General features: G+C 71.6%; 15 protein-coding genes. 8 read left to right on the top strand and 7 right to left on the bottom strand.

Features of this window, described 5'->3' with window-relative positions:
- Window positions 1–231: 231 nt before the first annotated feature.
- The 4 genes from H288_RS0103415 to H288_RS0103400 all read right to left on the bottom strand — a co-directional run bounded on the left by H288_RS0103415 (window position 232) and on the right by H288_RS0103400 (window position 6840).
- The gene (locus tag H288_RS0103415; protein ID WP_020091193.1) at window positions 232–1059 is read right to left on the bottom strand and encodes a response regulator transcription factor; all 828 of its coding nucleotides are present in this window, start codon (window positions 1057–1059) and stop codon (window positions 232–234) included.
- Window positions 1060–1844: 785 nt separating this feature from the next.
- Entirely contained in the window at window positions 1845–3083 is a 1239-nt protein-coding gene (locus tag H288_RS0103410; protein ID WP_020091192.1) for a glycosyltransferase, read from the bottom strand.
- The gene (locus H288_RS0103405; RefSeq protein ID WP_020091191.1) at window positions 3080–5452 is read right to left on the bottom strand and encodes a polysaccharide biosynthesis tyrosine autokinase; all 2373 of its coding nucleotides are present in this window, start codon (window positions 5450–5452) and stop codon (window positions 3080–3082) included. Before H288_RS0103405 ends, H288_RS0103410 begins: the two co-directional genes overlap by 4 nt.
- A gap of 98 nt (window positions 5453–5550) precedes the next feature.
- Complete coding sequence (locus H288_RS0103400) at window positions 5551–6840, bottom strand: polysaccharide biosynthesis/export family protein (protein ID WP_020091190.1); 1290 nt, start codon at window positions 6838–6840, stop codon at window positions 5551–5553.
- Window positions 6841–7194: 354 nt separating this feature from the next.
- On the opposite strand from H288_RS0103400, the gene H288_RS0103395 reads away from it, so the two are divergent.
- From H288_RS0103395 to H288_RS0103365, 7 genes are read left to right on the top strand one after another with little or no spacing between them, the layout of a single operon-like run.
- The gene (locus H288_RS0103395; protein ID WP_026604627.1) at window positions 7195–7743 is read left to right on the top strand and encodes an acyltransferase; all 549 of its coding nucleotides are present in this window, start codon (window positions 7195–7197) and stop codon (window positions 7741–7743) included.
- Window positions 7744–7756: 13 nt separating this feature from the next.
- The gene (locus H288_RS0103390; protein ID WP_020091188.1) at window positions 7757–8785 is read left to right on the top strand and encodes a Gfo/Idh/MocA family oxidoreductase; all 1029 of its coding nucleotides are present in this window, start codon (window positions 7757–7759) and stop codon (window positions 8783–8785) included.
- On the top strand, window positions 8782–9897 hold the full coding sequence (locus H288_RS0103385; protein ID WP_020091187.1) for a DegT/DnrJ/EryC1/StrS family aminotransferase: 1116 nt from the start codon (window positions 8782–8784) through the stop codon (window positions 9895–9897). The genes H288_RS0103390 and H288_RS0103385 overlap by 4 nt, the downstream gene beginning before the upstream one ends.
- A complete protein-coding gene (locus H288_RS0103380; RefSeq protein ID WP_020091186.1) occupies window positions 9881–10912 on the top strand; it encodes an NAD-dependent epimerase/dehydratase family protein in 1032 nt (343 codons plus the stop codon). The genes H288_RS0103385 and H288_RS0103380 overlap by 17 nt, the downstream gene beginning before the upstream one ends.
- A complete protein-coding gene (locus H288_RS0103375; protein WP_020091185.1) occupies window positions 10909–12045 on the top strand; it encodes a DegT/DnrJ/EryC1/StrS family aminotransferase in 1137 nt (378 codons plus the stop codon). Before H288_RS0103380 ends, H288_RS0103375 begins: the two co-directional genes overlap by 4 nt.
- A complete protein-coding gene (locus tag H288_RS0103370; RefSeq protein WP_020091184.1) occupies window positions 12042–12842 on the top strand; it encodes a polysaccharide deacetylase family protein in 801 nt (266 codons plus the stop codon). The genes H288_RS0103375 and H288_RS0103370 overlap by 4 nt, the downstream gene beginning before the upstream one ends.
- Window positions 12839–13807, top strand: coding sequence for a glycosyltransferase family A protein (locus H288_RS0103365; protein ID WP_020091183.1), 969 nt, complete (start codon window positions 12839–12841; stop codon window positions 13805–13807). Before H288_RS0103370 ends, H288_RS0103365 begins: the two co-directional genes overlap by 4 nt.
- 285 nt (window positions 13808–14092) lie before the next feature.
- Here the strand turns inward: H288_RS0103365 and H288_RS0103360 are convergent, their stop codons facing one another.
- From H288_RS0103360 to H288_RS0103350, 3 genes are read right to left on the bottom strand one after another with little or no spacing between them, the layout of a single operon-like run.
- Window positions 14093–15781, bottom strand: a complete 1689-nt coding sequence (locus tag H288_RS0103360; protein WP_020091182.1) for a glycosyltransferase — start codon at window positions 15779–15781, stop codon at window positions 14093–14095.
- Between the two features lie 15 nt (window positions 15782–15796).
- Window positions 15797–17032 carry an ABC transporter ATP-binding protein gene (locus H288_RS0103355; RefSeq protein WP_020091181.1) on the bottom strand — a complete coding sequence of 412 codons (1236 nt, stop codon included), beginning with the start codon at window positions 17030–17032 and terminating at the stop codon, window positions 15797–15799.
- Complete coding sequence (locus tag H288_RS0103350) at window positions 17032–17925, bottom strand: ABC transporter permease (RefSeq protein WP_234082931.1); 894 nt, start codon at window positions 17923–17925, stop codon at window positions 17032–17034. The genes H288_RS0103355 and H288_RS0103350 overlap by 1 nt, the downstream gene beginning before the upstream one ends.
- A gap of 305 nt (window positions 17926–18230) precedes the next feature.
- Between H288_RS0103350 and H288_RS0103345 the strand changes: the two genes are divergently transcribed.
- On the top strand, window positions 18231–19298 hold the full coding sequence (locus tag H288_RS0103345) for a glycosyltransferase family 2 protein (RefSeq protein ID WP_020091179.1): 1068 nt from the start codon (window positions 18231–18233) through the stop codon (window positions 19296–19298).
- Window positions 19299–19436 lie beyond the last annotated feature (138 nt).

The raw sequence follows: 19436 nt of genomic DNA, 5'->3' as shown, positions 1-19436 counted from the left end.
GCCGGCGCGCGGGGCGAGAGGACGGGGAGGCCGATCCGCGGCGTCGGGACCGGGCCGGTGGCGCCGCGCCGATCCGCCGACCGCTTGGCGGGACGGTCGGACGCGAAACGGGTCCCCTCGCGGGCCGCCCGGGCAGGCGATCCACGAGGAGACCCCGAAGCTCCGTCCGGCCGCGCCGGACCGAATTTCTGCCAGGGCGGCCCCGCCGCGGCGGGGCCGGCGCCCGAGCGATCAGGCCGCCGGAGCCTTCACGCTCGCCAGGCTGGAATCTTCCCGGAGGAAGTACTTGTTGGTCAGGTAGGCGACCTCGGTCCGGTTCTTGGCCTTGAGCTTCTTCATGATGTTGCGGACGTGAACCTTCACGGTGCTCTCGCACATGTTGAGTTCGTACGCGATGATCTTGTTCGGCGTCCCCTTCCGGAGCGCCCGCGCCACGCAGAGCTGCCGCGGCGAGAAGATGTCGTCGTCCCCGGCCTCGACCGGCTCGTCCACCTTGATGTTGGCCAGCAGGGGGAGGAGGCATTCGGCCGGGATGTAGACGCCGCCGGCCTGCACGAGCTGGAGCGCCTGCAGGGCGATGTCCACGGAGGTCGTCGTCGGGATGTAGCCTTTGACGCCGAGCTTGATGATCCGCACGATCTGGTCGAGGTTCTCGCCGTCCGAGATGACGGCCACCGGCGGAGCGCCGGCCTCGCCCTGCAGGAACGCCAGTTCCCGCGTGATCTCGGTCCATTCGGTCTCGGTCAGGTTGCCGTCGGGCCGGCAGAGCACGACCACGCTCGCGGCGACGAACGGCGTCTGCCGCTTCCACGATTCGATGTCCGCGAAGACTTCGAACGACGTCTGCCGGTCGGCCTCGCTGAGCGAGGCGGCGAGGCATCGGCCGACGAGCTGGCGTCGATCGATGATGACGATGCGGCTGGCGCGGCCCCGGGACTGGTCCCGTTGCTCGACGACGACCGGGTTGTCACCGGCATGTGCACCCGAAAAGCCGCGGCGGCTTTCGGCCGTGTCCCGCTCAACGAGGGTGAGCGCGTCTCGAGTACCAAGACTGGCCATAGAAAATTACCTCCTTTCGAAGGAAGCCGAATGTCAGCGATGACGGGATACCCAATGCGCTCGCCGACGGCGTGACACTGAGATACGCGGTGGCGCCGGTCGCCTTGGGGCGATTGCCGATGACCACGGATACAATGCTAGCTTTCGTAAAATCGTCTGTAAATACCCTATTTGAATCTTAACCCTTAAATTGCAGGGCTAAATACAATCATCGCGCACTACGTACGTACATAGTGATTTGTTTGATTGCGCACGACGGTGCTGGTGGAGAGATGCATTCGCAAGATCATTCGCCGTCTGTGGTGGTCCGATTCAAGATCTTTTCGAATGTAGTCGCTCAGATGTCGGTTTTAAGAATATCGAAACTTTGTCTTATTCGGAACTACTTGTTGCGTGGTCGTATCGGTGGGACTTCGAGGGCAATTCAATGATCTCGGTGCGATGTAGGTATTCGTGACGGGAGTATTCGAGGGATGAGGGCCCGCTGTACCTGACTGAGGCTAAAAGGCAACATGCGTACTCGGTTGTTTGCCCTGTTGGGGTCCGAGTACTGATTTCATCGGTGCGGCGCTGTACCAAACGGCACGCTCCGCGGGAGAAGAGGCCGCCCCGCGCGCCGTCCGACGCGACGGGCGAATCACTGGCGGATCCCTGCCGGGATCCGGAATCGCCGCGGCGGCGATCGAGAGCGCTCTCCGCCGAAGTGGATACCGGTTCGGCGTGAGAGAGCGCGTCGAGACAAAGGATTAGAGCCGTGCCCGATCGCAACGCGATCGGGCACGGCTCTAGTCCAGCCGGACCAGGAGATCGCGCATGCCGCCGACATCGACGAACGTGCCGAGGTCGCGGCCGAGCAGGCCGGCATGTCGCTCCGCGTAGGCCTCCGGCGTGAGCGTCCGCAGGAACGCCGTCACCGAATCGGCGAGCGGCTCGGGAAACGCCCAGCCCAGGCGCTCCGACACCGCGTAGCGTCCGGTCGCCGTCGCGGCGCGCGCCAGCGTCAGGGCGCCGCACAGGCCGCCCTCGTAGAGCCGGTTCGGCAGTAGCCAGTCCGAATTCAGTCCATCATCGAGGTAATCGACGGCCCAACTAAAGTGGATCCCGCTGTAGATCTCCGGAAGGTCGCGGGGATTGGCGTAGGGGCCGCGGAACGACATGTTCGGCCGGCCGTCCAGCGTGTCCGCCAGGGCGCGCGGGGCGATGTCCTCCTCGGAGAGGCGCCCGGCCAGGACGATCCGCACCGAGTCGCCGAGGGCGTCCGCGATGGCGGCGAGGATCGTCAGGCTCCGGCGGCAGCGCAGCGTCCCGAACCAGCCGATCACCCAGGGCGGTTCCGCCGTCCGGGTGCGGTCGAGCCGGGTCGTCACCTCGCCGAGGCGGTGGCCCATGACCTTGTTCTCGAGGAGGTGCCACGCGCCGGCGAAGCCCTGGACCGGCCGGAAGTACCGGTCGATGAAGTCCGGGGCACTGACGACGAGGAGGTCGCTGCGGCCGAGGATCCAGCGCTCGACCGCGCGGGCGATCCGTCCCGGCGCGTCCGGCCGCACCATCAGACGCTGGATGTCCAGCACCTCGTAGACGAGGCGCGCGCGGCTCCCGGCGAGGCGCGCCGCGGTCCAGGCCACGAGGGCCATGTCGAGGTTGCGCACGTAGATCACGTCCGCCCCGCGCAGGTCGCGCCGGCGGCGCAGCGCCCGGGCGATGCCGACGGCGAGGCGCGGCAGGCGGCGGGCGTAGTTGCGGTCGACGGTCAGGCCGAGGGGGACGATGTCGTCGGCCACCGGGGCCTCGGCCGGCACCGCGCCGGGGCGGTCCCGCTCGAAGGCGTACACGATGACCGACCACCCGGCGTCCCGGATGGCGTCGACCCGCTTCCGGACCGTGGGCTCGGCCCGGTCGTGCCCGAAGAAGGCGACGCGGCGGCCGCGCGGGGTCGCGGAAACCGCGAAGGCCGGGGTCGGGGCGGCCCGGGCCGGCACGAAGGCCGCCACCCGGTCGAGACCTTCGGCGCGCGGGCCGGTCACGAGGCTGCCTGGGTCGCGCCGCGGGCGCTGCGCCGGGCCGCGGTCCAGCGGCTCAGCGCGCCGCGGAATCCGCCGCGCCGGACCGTCTGGCCGTCGTTGGTCTTGTTGAGCACGACGCCCAGGACGGTGCTGCCGCTCGACTCGAGATCGTGCACGGCGGCGGCGACGTCGTCGATGCTGGTCCGGCCCGCCTCCACCACGATGATCAGGCCGTCGAGCGTGTCGAGGAGCGGCCGGAGCGTGGGGAGCTCGTCCACCGGGGGCAGGTCGACGACGACGCGGTCGAGGGCGGGGCGGTCGAGGGCGGGGCGTCCGTCCCCCAGCACCGCGGCGACGCCCTCCGCGGTCATCAGATCGCTGAAATGGGGATCGTTCGGGTGGCGGTTGCCGCAGGCGAGCAGGCGGACCTCGCCGGGCTGGGGGCGGACCGCCTCGGTGGCGCCGCAGCGGCCGGCGAGCACGTCGAGGAGGCCGCGCTGCTCGGTGGCCTGGCTGAGCCGCGAGAGCGTCCCCTGCCGGACGTCGGCGTCGATCATCAGCACCCGCCCGGAGCTCGCGCGGGCGCGGGCGAGGAGCTGGCCGAGATTGCTCGCGAACAGGGTCTTGCCCGCGCCGGCCCCCACGGACGTGACGCCGATCGCGAAGACCGGGCCGCGGCGGTCGCTGCCCAGGACGTGGGCCTTGAGGCTGTGCAGGCGCTCGACGAACACCGATTGCGGCATGAACCGCACGGCGCTCGCCCGGAACGCCTCGATGCTGGCCGGACGCTGCGCCTCGTTGGCGTGGGCCTGCGCCAGGGCGAGCGCCGCCCGGAAGCCGGGCTCGCGCCGCAGCTCGGGGAGGGCGGCGAGGCAGGTCAGGCCGTGGCCGGTCAGCTGCCGGGGCGTGCGGATCGTCCGGTCGAACCAGTGCCGCGCGAAGGCGCCGCTCACGCCGAACCCGGTGCCGACCAGGAGGCCGAGCAGCATGATCAGGCTGCCGCGGGGCGCGCTCGGGGATTCCGGCACGGTCGCGGGCGTGATCACGTGGGCGGAGGGCTGCGGATAGGATTGCTGGTTGACGGCGTCGATGTAGCGCTGGAGCAGGTTGGTGTAGATCTGGTCGTAGGTCTCGGCGGTGCGGTCGAGCTCCCGCGCCTTGACGCGGGCGTTGCTCATGATCAGCGTCTTCGAGATCAGGGCGTCGAAGGCCGCCGTCATGCTGTCCTCGCGGGCCTTGGCGACCTCGAAATCGTGGTCGAGGGACACGGCGAGGCGCTCGAGCTCGGTGCGCAGCGACTGCTTGGCCGCCAGGATGTCCCGCTGGATCGCCTGGACCGCCTCGTGGTCGGGGCCGAGGCGGCGCTTCAGGTCGTCGGCGCGCTGCACGAGGTCGACGTACTGCCGGCGCAGCTGGATGATGACGCTGTCCTTGAACGCCTCGGTGATCCCCGGATCGGCGATGTCGGAATCGAGGAGCCCGCGGATCTGATCGCGCACCGCGCGGGCGTCGACGGTCTTGGACCGGGCTGCGGCCACCGCGGTGTTGAGCTCCTCGACCTGCTGCTCGCCCACGAGGCCGCGCTTGCCCAGGTCGATGATGGTGTGCTCGGCCTTGTAGGTCTGGGCCTCGCGCGAGGCCTGGCTGGCGCGCTGCTGGAGTTCCTTCAGGCGCGGCAGCATCCACTCGCCGGCGACCTTCCAGACCTGGGCCCGGTTCTCCAGCTCGGTGCTGACATAGGCCCCGGCCACCGCGTTCGCGACAGCGGCCGCCGTGGCGGGATTGTCCGCGCTGTAGCCGACCTCGATCACGTAGGCGGCGCCGATGCGGCTGGCCTCGACGTTCTCGCGCAGCGTTCGCGCCTGGCGCAGGTCCGGGCTGACGGGGGCGGGTTCCTGGACCGGCCGCTCGGCCCCGATCAGCCGGAGGGGCAGCGCCTTGGCGGCCTTCACGAACTCCCGGACCTTCGCGACGAGCGGGTGCGTCGGCGCCGCCAGATCCTTCAGGGCCGACTCGTCGAGCCGGTGCACGGCGGCGAGCGCGATCTTCTCCGAGCGGATGTACTCGACCTGGCTCTCGACCTCGGCGATCTCGAGCGGCGTCCCGGCATTGGGCGTGTCGCGGGCCGTCACCGGGCTGGAGCGGCTCTCGATGTAGACGCGGGCCCGGGCCGTGAAGATGGCCGGCGCCGTCGCGACGTAGATCCCGGCGCAGACCAGCCCGACGGCGGCGAAGGCCAGGATCGACCGCCAGTTCTGCCGCGCGATGGTCAGGATCGAGACCTGGGACTCCGTCTCGGGCGAGAAGGGCTGGCCGCGCCAGGCTCCGGTCCCACCGGGGCGGGTCGCACCGATCGGCAGGAAGGACGCGCTGGTCGAGTGTCGGTTCATGGATCTCTCCTCACCGCGGCGGTCACCGCCTCGGGGCGCTATCCGTCAAAGGGGACGCCGGCTCGGCCCGATGGGCGCGTCGAGCCGGGGCGGGTGGGTCAGTTCTGGCCGGCCCCGTCGCCGACGCCCCGCATGGCGGGATCCGGCTTGAGCGCGATCTCCACGACGTCGCCCGGCAGCAGCTCCGTGTCCTCGGCGGCGTCGATCTGCGTCTTGGCCGGTCCGCTCTGCCGGAAGACCGCGATCGCCGCCTGCGCGCGGCTTCCGGACAGGAGCTGCGCCCGGAGGGCGCCGGTATAGACCAGCTTGTCGTTGATGCTGTTCAGGCGCGACCGGTACGTCGCCAGGTTGTTCTCCGCGACCTGGAGCTTCTCCAGGGCGTCCATGGCCTGCACGTCGTCGACCCGCTCGAGCTTGCGGGCGACGTCGCTCTTGTCGCGCTCGAGCTGGGTGAGCTGGACCGTCGTCTGCAGCGCGCGGGTCGAGGAGAGCAGGACGGCGCGCCGCGCGTCGGTCAGCCGGGTCGTGACCACGGCGCCGCGCTGGAAGAGCGCCCGCACGGTGTCGTAATCCTCGGCGTCGGCGGTGACGCCCTCCTTCTCCTTGACCTGCTGATCGCTGAGGCTGGTGAACTGCGTCTGCGTCCGGTTGAGGGAGCGCTGCAGATGGTCCTTCTCCTTGGCGATGTCGGTCATCTGTACCCGGAGCTGCTGCTCGGCGAGCTTCTGCGCCGGGGTCGCGCGGCTGCCCGGGGCGACGTCCGCCGGCGGCGGGGACTTGTCGCCCCGCGACGCGGCGACGACCGCCTTCAGGCGCCAGATCGTGGCGGATTCCCGCTGGATGCTCGCCCAGGTGCTGTCGTACTCGGCGCGCAGGTTCGCCGTCTCGACGACGGGGTTCTCCATCCTGAACCGCAGGAGGTTGTAGCCGCCCGCCAGGGCGATGGCCTGCCGCACGGTCATGCCCGGATGGAACGGGTGCTCGCCCTGCTTGGTCACGTCGCCGCTCAGGTAGACCGGCTGGTACTTCGAGATCCGCACCCCGATCTCGTCGGGCTCGAGCACGGCGATCGATTCCTTGCCCTCGGAGTTGCGCTGCCGCACCGCCTTGGCGGGCAGCGACTTCTGCAGGCTCTGGCGCAGCTCCGCGACGGTGAGCCCGGCGGCCGGGACGTCCCCGAGCAGCGGGACCATGACGGTGCCGTCGGTGGAGACCGTCGCCTCCTGCTTGAAGGTCGGGATGCTGAGGGCCGTGACCTCGATCGTGTCGCCGGGCCCGATGCGGTACTCCGCGGCCGCCGGCAGCGCCGACAGGGCGAGCAGGCACGCCGCGAGACCGGCGCGGCCGGCGCGGGCGGTGGCGCGGGTTGCCGCGGTCTTCGTCGACATCTTCGACACGCATCGTCCCCTTAAGGCTCGCCCTCGGAACCCGGGCGCGGCGGTCGAGCGGCAGGACCGCGCCGGCCTCACGGGCTCATGAGGGCTGAGACGGCATGATGCGTAACGGCCGAGCCAGCCGGGACTCCTCCAAATGGCGGGCGCGGGCATCCTTGCCGGGGCGGGGGCTTCGCCTTTCGACGTAGGCCCCCTGGCCCGAACGGTGCGCCGGGCCGGGGAGGGGTCACACCGGATGGGCGCCGTTCGCCTTTCGACGGACGAACCGCATCGAAAGCCTGGGTTCCCGGCCGTCCGCAGCTCTGTGCAGTTTTGACGCACAGAAGTTCGGCGGAAGGAGCGGCGGGCATGCCGATTACCGATGCAGATATTGGGGCGGATGTGGGGATCTTCTACCCGGATCTAGTCAATATTTATGGATGTCGAATCGAAAGCGGTTCGCGCATCGGCCCCTTCGTGGAGATCCAGCGCGGTAGCCGGATCGGCCCGCGCTGCAAGATCTCCTCGCACAGCTTCATCTGCGCGGGCGTCTCGATCGGGGCCGAGGTGTTCGTCGGCCACGGCGTGGTCTTCACCAACGAGCTCTACCCGGAAGCCACCAACGCGGACGGGAGCCTGAAGCGGGACGGCGAGTGGGAGCTCGTCGAGACCGTGGTCGAGGCCCGCGCCTCCATCGGCTCCAACGCAACCATCGTGGCGGGGATCACCATCGGCGAGGGCGCCCTGGTCGGCGCCGGTGCCGTCGTCACCCGGGACGTCCCGGCCTTCGCCATCGTCGCCGGATGCCCCGCGCGGGTCGTCGGCGACACCCGCACCAAGCGCGCCGAGAGCGCCGCGCGCGCCCGTTCCGTCCAGTCGCCGCGGCCCGAGCCGGCCGAGCCTCTGCAGGTTGCTTGAGGGGAATGCAGTCATGATCTCGATCGGTATCGTCGGATACGGCTACTGGGGGCCGAACCTCGCCCGGTGCACCTCGGAGAGCGAGCGCTGCCAGCTGGTGGCCATCGCCGACCAGTCGCCCGCCGCGCTCGGCCGGGCCGGCAAGCGCTACCCCGCCGTCCAGCTCCATCAGGACTGGCGCGACCTCGTGGCCGATCCCGCGATCGACGCCGTCATGGTGGCGACGCCGGTGAGCTCGCACTTCGAGATCGCCATCAACGCGCTGCGGGCCGGCAAGCACGTCTTCATCGAGAAGCCGATCACGCCCTCGGCCTTCGAGGCCCGGCTGCTGATCGAGGAGGCGGCCAAGCGCAACCTGCGGCTGATGGTGGACCACACCTTCGTCTACACGGGCGCGGTCGAGAAGATCCACGAACTCATCACGACCGACGCCATCGGCGACGTGTTCTACTACGACTCGACCCGGGTGAACCTCGGCCTGTTCCAGCGCGACGTGAACGTGATCTGGGACCTGGCGGTCCACGACCTCGCCATCCTCGACCACATCCTGGACCTCGCCCCGGTGGCGATCTCGGCGAGCGGCACCGGCCATTTCAGCGGCCGCCCCGAGAACATGGCCCACCTGACCGTCTTCTACCCGCGCGGCGTCGTCGCGCAGATCAACGTCAACTGGCTCGCGCCCGTGAAGGTGCGGCAGACGCTGATCGGCGGCAGCAAGAAGATGATCGTCTACAACGACCTCGACCCGATCGAGAAGGTCAAGGTCTACGACCGCGGCGTCACCGTCGGCGGCGGCTCGGACGACATCACCGAGCTGATGGTCTCCTACCGGACCGGCGACATGTGGTCGCCGCACCTGTCCTTCCGCGAGGCGCTGATCGTCGAGATCGAGCACTTCGCCGACTCCATCGAGAACGGCACCGCGCCCATGACCGACGGCCACAGCGGCCTGCGCGTCGTCGAGATGCTCGAAGCCGCCATGCGCTCCCTGCGCCAGAACGGCACCCCCATCGACCTCATGCCACTTGCGAGGGCCTCGTGATCCCCTTCCTCGACCTCAAGGCGCAGTACGCGGCGATCGGCGGCGACGTCGAGACCGCGGTCCTCAACGTCCTGCGCAGCGGCGACTTCGTCCTCGGCCCGGCGGTCAGCGCCTTCGAGGCGGCCTTCGCCGAAGCCTGCGGCGCCCGCCACGCGGTCGCCGTCAGCAGCGGCACCGCGGCCCTGCACCTCGCCCTCCTCGCCCTCGACATCGGTCCGGGCGACGAGGTGATCACGGTCTCGTCGACCTTCGTGGCGACGGTGGCGGCGGTGCTGTACGCCGGCGCCACTCCGGTCCTCGTCGACATCGACCCGGTCGACTGGACCATGGACCCGGCCCTGGTCGAGGCGGCGATCACGCCCCGCACCAAGGCGATCCTGCCGGTGCACCTGCACGGCCGGATGGCCGATCTCGACGCGCTCGGCGCCATCGCCCGGCGCCACGGGATCGCCCTCGTCGAGGACGCCGCCCAGGCGCATCTCGCCGAGCGCGGCGGCCGCAAGGCCGGCACGATCGGGGATCTCGGCTGCTTCAGCTTCTATCCCGGCAAGAATCTCGGGGCCTACGGCGAGGGCGGCGCCATCGTCACGGACCGGGACGACCTCGCCGAGGCGGCCCGCTGCCTGCGCGACTGGGGCCAGCAGGGCAAGTACAACCACGTCCGCCACGGCTTCAACCTGCGCATGGACGGCGTCCAGGGCGCGGTGCTGGGGGTCAAGCTCCCGCACCTGGAGGGCTGGACCCGCGCCCGCCAGGCGGTGGCGGCGGAGTACGGGGCGCGGCTCGCGGGCCTCGGCCTGGAGCTTCCGGCCCCCGCCGGCCTCGACCACGTGTTCCACGTCTACGCCGTGTCGACGGCGGACCGCGAGGGGCTGCGCCAGTACCTCAACGCGGCCGGCATCGCCACCGGCATCCACTACCCCGTCCCGGTCCACCGGCAGCCCGCTTACAGCCACCTCGACGACGGTGCCGGCCGCCTGCCGGTCACCGAGCGGCTGGCCGCCCGGACCCTGTCCCTCCCGATGTTCCCCGAGATGACGTCCGCGCAGATCGACACCGTCTGCCGGGCCGTCGCCAGCTACTGCGAGGTCGCCGATGCCCAAGCTGCGTGAGGTCACCAAGGGAAGCCGGTTCAGCGGCGACCTGCGCGGGACCCGGATCCTGGTCACGGGCGGATCGGGCTTCATCGGCTCCCACATCATCGACCTTCTGGTCGAGGCCGGCTGCGACGAGATCGTGGCCATCGACAACATGATCCGCGGCCGCCCCGAGAATCTCGGGGACGCCCTCGGCTCCGGCCGCGTCCGCCTCGTCCAGGGCGACATCCGCGACCGCGCCCTGATGGACACGCTGGTCAAGGGCACCGACGTGGTGTTCCACCAGGCGGCCCTCCGGATCACGCAGTGCGCCGCGGAGCCCCGCCACGCCTTCGAGGTGATGGCCGCCGCGACCTTCAACCTGCTGGAGAGCTGCGTCGAGGCCGGCGTCGCCAAGGTCGTGATGGCCTCCTCGGCCTCGGTCTACGGGATGGCGGAGGTCTTCCCGACGACCGAGAAGCACCACCCCTACGACAACCGGACCCTGTACGGCGCCGCCAAGTCCTTCGGCGAGGGCCTCCTGCGCTCGTTCAACGACATGCACGGGCTCGACTACGTCGCGCTCCGGTACTTCAACGCCTACGGCCCGCGGATGGACCTGACCGGCCGCTACACCGAGGTCATGGTCCGCTGGATGCAGCGCCTGGCCGAGGGCCAGTCGCCGATCGTGTTCGGCGACGGCCTGCAGACCATGGACCTCGTCCATGTCCGCGACATCGCCCGGGCCAACATCCTGTCGGCGATCTCGCCGGCCACCGACGTGGTGCTCAACGTCGGCACCGGCGTCGAGACCTCGCTGGTCGACCTCGCCGGCCACCTCACCCGGATCATGGGCCGGGACGGCACGCCGCTGGTCCACGAGGCCGAGCGGGCCGTGAACCCGGTGCCCCGGCGCCTCTGCGACACGAGCCTCGCCAAGGAGCTGATCGGCTTCGAGGCGAAGATCGGGGCGGCCGAGGGCCTCGCCGACCTCGTCGCCTGGTGGCAGGACGAATCCCGCTCGGAACACCTGCGGCGGGCGCTCGCATGATCCCGATCGCCAAGCCCGAAGTCGGCGCCCCCGAGGCCGAGGCCGCCGCCGCCGTCGTCCGCTCCGGATGGCTGACCCAGGGGCCGCAGGTCGCGGCCTTCGAGACGGAGTTCGCCGCGATCGTCGGCGCGCCCCACGCCTGCGCGGTCTCGAACTGCACGACCGCGCTGCATCTCGCCCTGCTCGCCGTCGGGGTCGGCCCCGGCGACGAGGTGGTGACGGTGAGCCACAGCTTCATCGCCACCGCCAACGCCATCGCCCAGTGCGGGGCGACGCCGATCTTCGTCGACATCGACCCGGCGACCTACAACATGGCCCCGGACGCCGCCGCGGCGGCGATCACCGAGAAAACGAAGGCGATCGTCTGCGTCCACCAGATGGGCATGCCCTGCGACCTGGAGGCGATCGCCGCGATCGGGCGCCGCTCCGGCATCCCGGTGATCGAGGACGCCGCCTGCGCCATCGGCTCCGAGCGGCTCCAGGGCGACGTCTGGCGGCCGATCGGCAGCCCGGCGGGCGACATCGCCTGCTTCTCGTTCCACCCGCGCAAGGTGCTGACCACCGGCGACGGCGGCATGATCACCACCGCCAACGCCGCGTGGGACCGGACCTTCCGGCTGCTGCGCCAGCACGGGATGAGCGTCTCCGACATCGCCCGCCACGGCAGCGCCAAGGTGGTGGTCGAGGCGTACTCCATCGCGGGCTTCAACTACCGGATGACGGACGTGCAGGCGGCCATCGGCCGGGAGCAGCTGAAGCGGCTGCCCGACCTGATCGCCCGGCGCCGCGCCCTCGCCGACGGCTACCGCGCGCGGCTCGCCGATCTCCCCGGGGTGACGCCGCCGCCCGAGCCGATGGGGCTGCGCAGCAACTGGCAGAGCTACTGCGTCCGCCTCCCGGACGACGCGGACCAGCAGGCGGTCATGCAGGCGATGCTCGACCGGGGCATCGCCACCCGCCGGGGCATCATGTGCGCGCATCTGGAGCCGCCCTACGCGGAGGCGCCGCGGCGGTTCGCCCTGCCCGAATCCGAGCGGGCGCGCGACCACGCGATCCTGCTGCCGCTCTACGCGGCGATGACGGAGGCGGAGCAGGACCAGGTCGTCGACGGCCTGCGCGACGCCCTGCGATGATCCCCGCACCGGTCAAGAGCCTCGCCCGGACGGTCGGCCTGACGCGCCCGCGCGTCGCCGCCGCACGGATGGCCTGCGAGCGCACGACGCTCGCCCTCGCCCGGATCCGGCGCCCGGCGCCGGGCGGCCGCATCCTCTGCTACCACTCGGTCGGCCAGTCGGAATGCGGCGTCAACGACGTCTCTCCCGCGCGCTTCCGCCACCAGCTCGAGCGCGCGCTCGGTCTCGGCTACCGCTTCGTGCCGGCGGCCACGATCGCCGACGGGCGCGGCGGCGCGCGGGATCTCGCCATCACCTTCGACGACGGCTGGCGCAGCGTCCTCAGCGGGGCGGCGCCGGTGCTCAGCGATCTCGGGATCCCCTGGACCCTGTTCATCGTGTCGGGCTGGCTCGACCGGCCCGAGAGCGCGCCGCCGGGCATCCTGGGCTGGCGCGCCATCGAGGCGCTGGCCGCCAACGGGGTCGAGATCGGCAGCCATTCCGTCACCCACCCGGATTTCGGGCGCCTCAGCGCGGAAGAGGCGGCCGAGGAGCTGGAGGAATCCCGGCGCGCCATCGGGGCCCGCCTCGGCGTCCTGCCCGACTCCTTCGCGATCCCCCTGGGGCAGTCGGCGAACTGGACGCGGGCGGCCGCCCACGCGGCCCGGGAGGCGGGCTACCGGATCGTCTACGCGCAGGCGGTGGAGACCCGTCCCGCCGGAACCGTGGCGCGCAGCTTCGTCACGCAGTTCGACAACGATCTCGTCTTCGGTGCCCTGCTCCGGGGCGCCTACGACGCCTGGGAGGAGTGGGTATGAACCGACCCGCGCGGCGCCGCGTCTCCGTCGTGGTGCCCACCTGCAACCGGCCCGCCTTCCTGCGCGAGGCCCTGGCGAGCATCCGCGCACTGGAGGGCCCCGACCTCGCCTTCGAGATCATCGTCGGCGACAACGGCGCGGCGGGCCCCGCCGCCGAGGTCGCCGCCGCGTTCGGCGCGATCCACGTCCCCGTCGACCGGCCCGGCGCCGGCGCGGCCCGCAATGCCGGCCTGACCCGGGCGAGCGCGCCCTACGTGGCGTTCCTCGACGACGACGACGTCTGGCAGCCGGCGCATATCCGGGAGCATCTGCGCCTGTTCGAGGCCGATCCGGAGCTCGGGGTCGTGTTCGGGCAGATCGTCACCGCCGACCACGACCTCGTGCCGACCTACGGCCCCTGGCCGCCGGAACTTCCGACCGACAAGGGCGCGCTGCTGCGCCGCATGCTGAGCGGCTACTTCCCGCAGATCGGGGCGACGGTGGTGCGCCGGACCGTCGTGGACGCGATCGGCCTGTTCGACGAGGCCCTGCTCGGCGATCAGGACTGGGACTGGCAGCTGCGCGCCGTCCGCGGCCACGGCGTCGGCTTCGTCGCCGCGCCCTGCGTGCATTTCCGGCAGCGTCCGGCCGGGACCTTCGACCGCCTGATCGCCCGCCGGATCCACTTCACCCGCCTCGTCTTCCGACGCCACGCGCCGGCGCTCGGCGTCTCGCGTCTCGCGGCCCTGCGGCTCTATTTCGGGACTGTGCAGGGCTACTACGACGCCCTGCTGGACGCCACCGAGGCCCACATGGCCCGCGGCGATCGCCGCGCCGCCGCGGGGGCGTTCCTCACGGCTGTCCGCCTGATGCCGCACCGGGCGATCCGGCAGGCCTTCCGGCCGACGCGCGTGCGCGCGGCCCTGCTGGCGCTGGCCGCCGGGGCGGCCGCGCGGCCGCTGACCGCCGACCCGAAGACGCGCTGAGCCGAGGACGAGGACGCGCTGAGCCCGACAAGGCTGTCGCTCCGCGGCGCGGACCCTCCCGGGGCCCGCGCCGCGGAGCGCGCTCGCGCTGTCCCTGTGGTGTTCGGCGGGCCGCCCAGAATTCCGCGCGGTCCTGGCGGCTCCGCCGCCCCTGCGGCGGCGCGCGGGCCTGCGTCACGCAGACCGGTGAGGGCTGTGGAGGCGCGGGCGGGCGAACCGGGCCTCCCGCGACGCGCGCGCCGTCCGGCGTGACCGATCCGCGGCCACCCGGGCCCGGGGGCGGCCTCAGGCGCCGGGGATCTGCGCCCGGAGCCGCATCGGGCCGAACCGGTCCTTCACGTTGCGGACCAGCCATTCCGGGAGGAGAAGCCGCACCGGCTCCCAGAGGCCGGAGAAGTCGCCGGCGCGACGCAGGGCCAGCCAGGAGGCGACGCGCTGGCGCAGCGGCAGCATGCCGATGTAGTTCTTGGTCATCTCCGACACGGGGAAGTCCGAGCCGAACATGTCCTGGTGGCGCAGGTCGGGCTCGCCGAGATGGGGCGCCTCGGCCGGGCCGGGCGCGCCGGCCTCCGGGAGCAGGCGGGGCAGGGCCAGCGCCTGCGCGTAGATCGCGTCGAGTCCCGCCAGCCAGGCGGCCGGCGCGTAGAGGCCCGCGACCGCGGCGGCGCTCTCGGCGCCCGCGGCGTCCCGCGCCGCGGCGTCGGTGATGAGCGCCGTGAGGTGGGCCTCGTAGGCGGCCTGGTCGTGGGCGACCCGGGCCGTGACGTCGAGCCCCGGATGGTTGATCGCCACGATCTCCGCCGCCGCGGGCGCCTCGAACCGCGTGACCAGCGGCAGCCCGTAGGCGGCGGCCTCCAGCATCGAGGTCGACGACACGAACGGGTAGGAATCGACGTAGATGTCGGCCGCCTCGAAGAAGACCCGCGGGTCCGACAGCTCGGGATGGGCCGTGATGCGCCCGCCGGTGGCGGCCCGGGCCCGTTCCCAGTCGGCCCGCTCGCCGGGGCCGACCACGATGAGCCGGGCCTGCGGATGTGCCGCGAGCAGGTCGACGTGGCGATCCGCGTAGGTGACCGGCCCGACGTTGCGGTACTTGGCCCCCCGGGCCACCGAGACCAGGAGGACGCTGTCCTCCGGGACGCCCAGGGCCTGCTTGGCCGCGCTGCGAGCGCGCTGGCGCTCGGGCAGGGTGATCAGGGTCGGCAGCAGGAGGCTGCGGGCCGGATCGACGCCGCGCCGCGTGACGGCGAGCCGGCGCGCGGCCTCGCGCAGGTTGATCACCGCGTGGCTGATCCGCGTCCCGATCCAGAACAGGTGGTCGGCGTGGTTGAGGAGCAGGACCGGCGGGCTCTTCGCCGGATCCGCGAAGGCGATCAGCGGGACCACGTCCTCGCAGTGGATGTGCAGGACGACGACGTCGTAGCCGCGCGCGATCTGGCGCAGCTCCCGCGCCCAGGCGAGCTTGTCGCCCTTGTGGTGGTTCAGGTGGTGGATCCCGCCGCCGCTCTCGCGCACCGCGGCGGTGATCCGCCCGTCGACCGGGCCGCGATGCTGGGTCAGGGCGACGCCGTTGACCCGGTTGCGGTCGGCGCCGATCCAGAGCGCGAGCATCTTGGTGAGGCCGCCCACCGGGGCGAGCTGCGTGCAGACGTGGAGGACGCGCCGGTACGGAGCCCCGTCGGCCCGCGCGCGGTCCGGGCCGCCGCCGTCGAGGGTCCGGCCGATCCCGGTCATCAACCGTTCGAGGCGCGGGCTCGCGAACACGCCGCAGTGCCGGTGCGCCGCCAGGGTCGCCGCGATGGCGGTCTCCACGGCCGCGCCGGCATGGTTGCCGGCCGCCGCGAGACGCTCCGCGTGCCGCACCCGGGCATCGAAGGCCGCGAAGTTCGACCGGATCCGCCCGGCGCGGGACGCCGTCCCGCCCGCGGTTTCGCCGTCGCTGTCACGGACGGGTTCAAACGCGCCTTTGACCATCACGCCCTCCGGGCCTCAGCGCTGCGACGCGGCGCCGTTCGTTGTCCAGGTCCCCGCCTCGTGGAACACGCCGAAGACGTCCGGCGCGAAGACGGGGTGCTCGATATGGAAGCGGCCGCCGATCTTGGCCGCGAGGAGCCGCTCGAAGCCGCGCTGCCGGACCACCATCGAGACCGTGTAGGTGTCGGCGGTCAGGGTCAGCGGCGGCGTCAGCAGCTCCACCTCGCCCTCGCCCGCGAGGGCGGTCAGGCCGGCGCCGTCCGCCTGGGTGCTGAAATTGCAGCAGAGCAGCTCGTCGGACCGGGTGATCGAGAACAGGACGTGCGGGTCGGCGATCGGCTCGGCGGCGCTGTAGCGGGCCCGGATCCGCATCCGCTCGCCGTGGCGGAACAGCGTCCGCGGCGCGCCGGATTCGTCGGCGATCGTCACGTCGCTGATCCGGACCGGCAGGTCGCCGGTGTCGGGGCGGAACCACGCGGTGTCGGCGAGGTAGCTGTCCCGCTCGTAGTGGGTCAGGCCCTCGTCGGTGGGGCCGTCATAGGCGACGCGGCCGCCCTTGATGTAGATCACGCGCTCGCACATGGTCTTGATGCTGAACATGTTGTGCGAGACCAGCAGGATCGTCGAACCCTTGCCCTGGAGGCGCCGGGCGAAGTCCATGCACTTGCGCTGGAAGGTGTAGTCGCCCACCGCCAGCACCTCGTCGAGGAGCAGGATGTCGGGTTCGAGATGCGCGGCGACCGAGAAGGCCAGCCGGACATACATGCCGCTGGAGTAGCGCTTCACCGGCATGTCGATGAAGTCGCCGATCTCCGAGAAGGCGACGATCGCGTCGAACTTCGCGGCGATCTCCCGACGGTCCATCCCGAGGATCGAGCCGTAGAGGAAGATGTTCTCGCGGCCGGTCAGCTCCCGGTGGAAACCGGTGCCGACCTCGAGCAGGGCCCCGACCCGGCCCTCGAGGCGGATCCGGCCGGTGGTCGGCGCGGCGATCCGCGACAGGAGCTTGAGGAGCGTGCTCTTGCCGGCGCCGTTGAGGCCGATGATGCCGACATTCTCGCCGTGCCGGATGCCGAAGCTGACCTCCTTCAGCGCCCAGAAGCTCTCCTGCGACGGGCGCGCCGCCGCGCGGCGGGTCACCAGGCCGCGGACGCCCTCGCTGAGCGCGTCGCGCAGCGAGTTCTGGTGCGCGGCGCGGGGGGCGCGCCAGTACTGCTTGCCGATATCCTGAACGCTGATTGCCATCGACATCAGATTACATCCGCGAAGGAGCGCTCCATGCGCTGGAAGAAGATCAGTCCGCTGATGAGCAGGGCGAAGGCGGCCGTGACCGAGACGGCGACCGCGAAGGCGTCGGGCGGCGTGCCGCCCAGGATGGCGAACCGGAACGCCTCGATCAGGCCGACCATCGGGTTGAGCGCGTAGATCCAGCGCACCGAGGCGGGCACGATGCTCGACGCGTAGACGATCGGCGAGGCGTACATCCAGATCTGGATCACGAACGGCAGCGTGTGCTTGATGTCCCGGAAGCGGACGTTGATCGGCCCGAGCCAGAGGCTCACCCCGAGGGCGAGCATCGCCGTCACGATCAGGGTCGGGACGGCCAGCACGAGGTGCCAGTCCGGCACCGCCCCGTACCAGGCCATCAGGGCCAGCAGCACGCCGAGCGCGATGGCGAAGTCGACCATCGGCGACACCACCGTCGCCAGCGGGATGACCAGCCGCGGGAAGTAGATCTTCCGGATCAGCTCGGCCTCCGCCACGAGGCCGTTGGCGCTGCGCCGCACCGCCTCGGAGAAGTACGTCCACAGGACGACCGCGCTGCCGGCGAAGAGTGCGTAGGGGGCGCCGTCGGTGGGGATCTTGGCGAAGTGGCCGAAGATCACCGTGAAGATCAGGACGGTGAAGAGCGGCTGCGCGATCGCCCAGGAGGCGCCCATGGCGGTCTGCCGGTAGAGCACCTTCAGGTCCCGCAGGATCAGGACGCGCAGCAGGTCGCGATACTGCCAGAGGCCGACCGCGTCGAAGGCGACGATCCGGTCGTCGGGCGCGATCTCGGTCACCCGCAGCGTCGACGGGTCGGTCCGCTGTTCGGTCGGCCCGCGTTCCGGCGTGCCGAGGGCAAGCGCATCCAAAGATTTCATCATTCGAGGCGGTCCCGCATGACGCTCTGAGCCCGTGGTCGAGCTCGGGGACCCGGTGCGAATCGGAAGTCGTGCCGCCCGGTCGTCCCGCCGGAACGGGCTATCATCGCGGTGCGGCGGTCCGAATTACACCTTTCGTCGTATCGGTCCGGCCGACTGAAGTGGTGGTTGTGATCAACGACCGTAATCGTAGCCAATCACGACAAATGAGACCTCGGGGGCGCGCCGCACGCGGCGTCGGTCCCCGTCCGGGACGACCGGCCCTCATCGGCCGGCGACCGGGACCAGGTTTCGGGAGAACCGCCATGCAGGACCCCGTGAGCGCCGCCGGCGCTCCGCTCGTGACGATCGCCATGCCGGCCCTGAACGAGGCCGCGCACATCGCCGACGCCATCGCGTCGGTGCTGCCCGACCGGGACGCCATCGCCTGCGAGCTGCTGGTGCTGGACGGCGGCAGTCGCGACGACACCTGCGCGATCGTCGCCGCCCTGAGCGCCCGCGACCCCCGCATCCGGCTCGTCCACAACGAGCGCCGCATCCAGGCGGCGGCGATCAACCTCGCCGCGCGACTCGCGCATCCCGCCTCCGCCTACCTTGTCCGCGCCGATTGCCACGCCGTCTATCCGAAGGGATTCGTGCAGAACCTCGTCGGCACGATGCGCCTGCGCCAGGCCGTCTCTGTGGTCGTGCCGCTCCGGACCGTCGGGGTCACGCCGCTGCAGAGGGCGATCGCGGCGGCGCAGAACAGCCGCCTCGGCAACGGCGGCTCGGCCCACCGGCAGGGCGGCATCTCGGGCTACGTCGCCCACGGCCACCACGCGGCCTTCGACCGGCGCGAGTTCCTGCGGGTCGGTGGCTACGACGAGACCTTCACCCACAACGAGGATGCCGAACTCGACCGGCGGCTCTGCGCGGCGGGCGGGCGGATCTACCTGGCCGCCGAGCTCGCCATCACGTACTTCCCGCGCGCCTGCCTCCGCAGCCTCGCCCGGCAGTACCTCCACTACGGGCGCGGCTGCGCGCGGACCCTCGAGAAGCACGCCAGCCTGCCGCGCGCCCGCCAGATCCTGCCGGCCCTGGTCCTGCTCTACGCCGTCGCGGCCCTGCCGCTGGCGGCCCTGATGCCCGCCCTGCTGATCCCGCTGCTGCTCTATGCCGGGGGCTGTGTCCTGAGCGGCCTCGCCCTCGCGCTGAAGGCGCGGGAACCCGTCCTGGTCATGAGCGGCCCGGCGGCCGTGACCATGCACCTGTCCTGGGCGGCGGGGTTCCTGTCCTATCCGGGCTACCGGCGGACGCTGCTCCGGGCCGCCCTGCGAAGGAAGCGCCGCCTGCTCGGCCTCCCGCCGGGATCCGACGCGGCGCGCGTCAACTGACCGCCTGAGTCCCCGTCGGCCGCGCCTTTCCGGCCGCGTCCCGCCAGCCGCGCCCCACCATGTGCGGAGCGCGGCCGGGGCATGTCAGAAGCCCGACGCTCTCTCGCATCCGTCGCCCATTGGCCCTTCGGGGCGGTG

The sequence above is a fragment of the Methylobacterium sp. 285MFTsu5.1 genome (genome assembly GCF_000383455.1).
Classification (GTDB): domain Bacteria; phylum Pseudomonadota; class Alphaproteobacteria; order Rhizobiales; family Beijerinckiaceae; genus Methylobacterium.
This window is presented reverse-complemented; position numbering and strand designations above follow the sequence as displayed.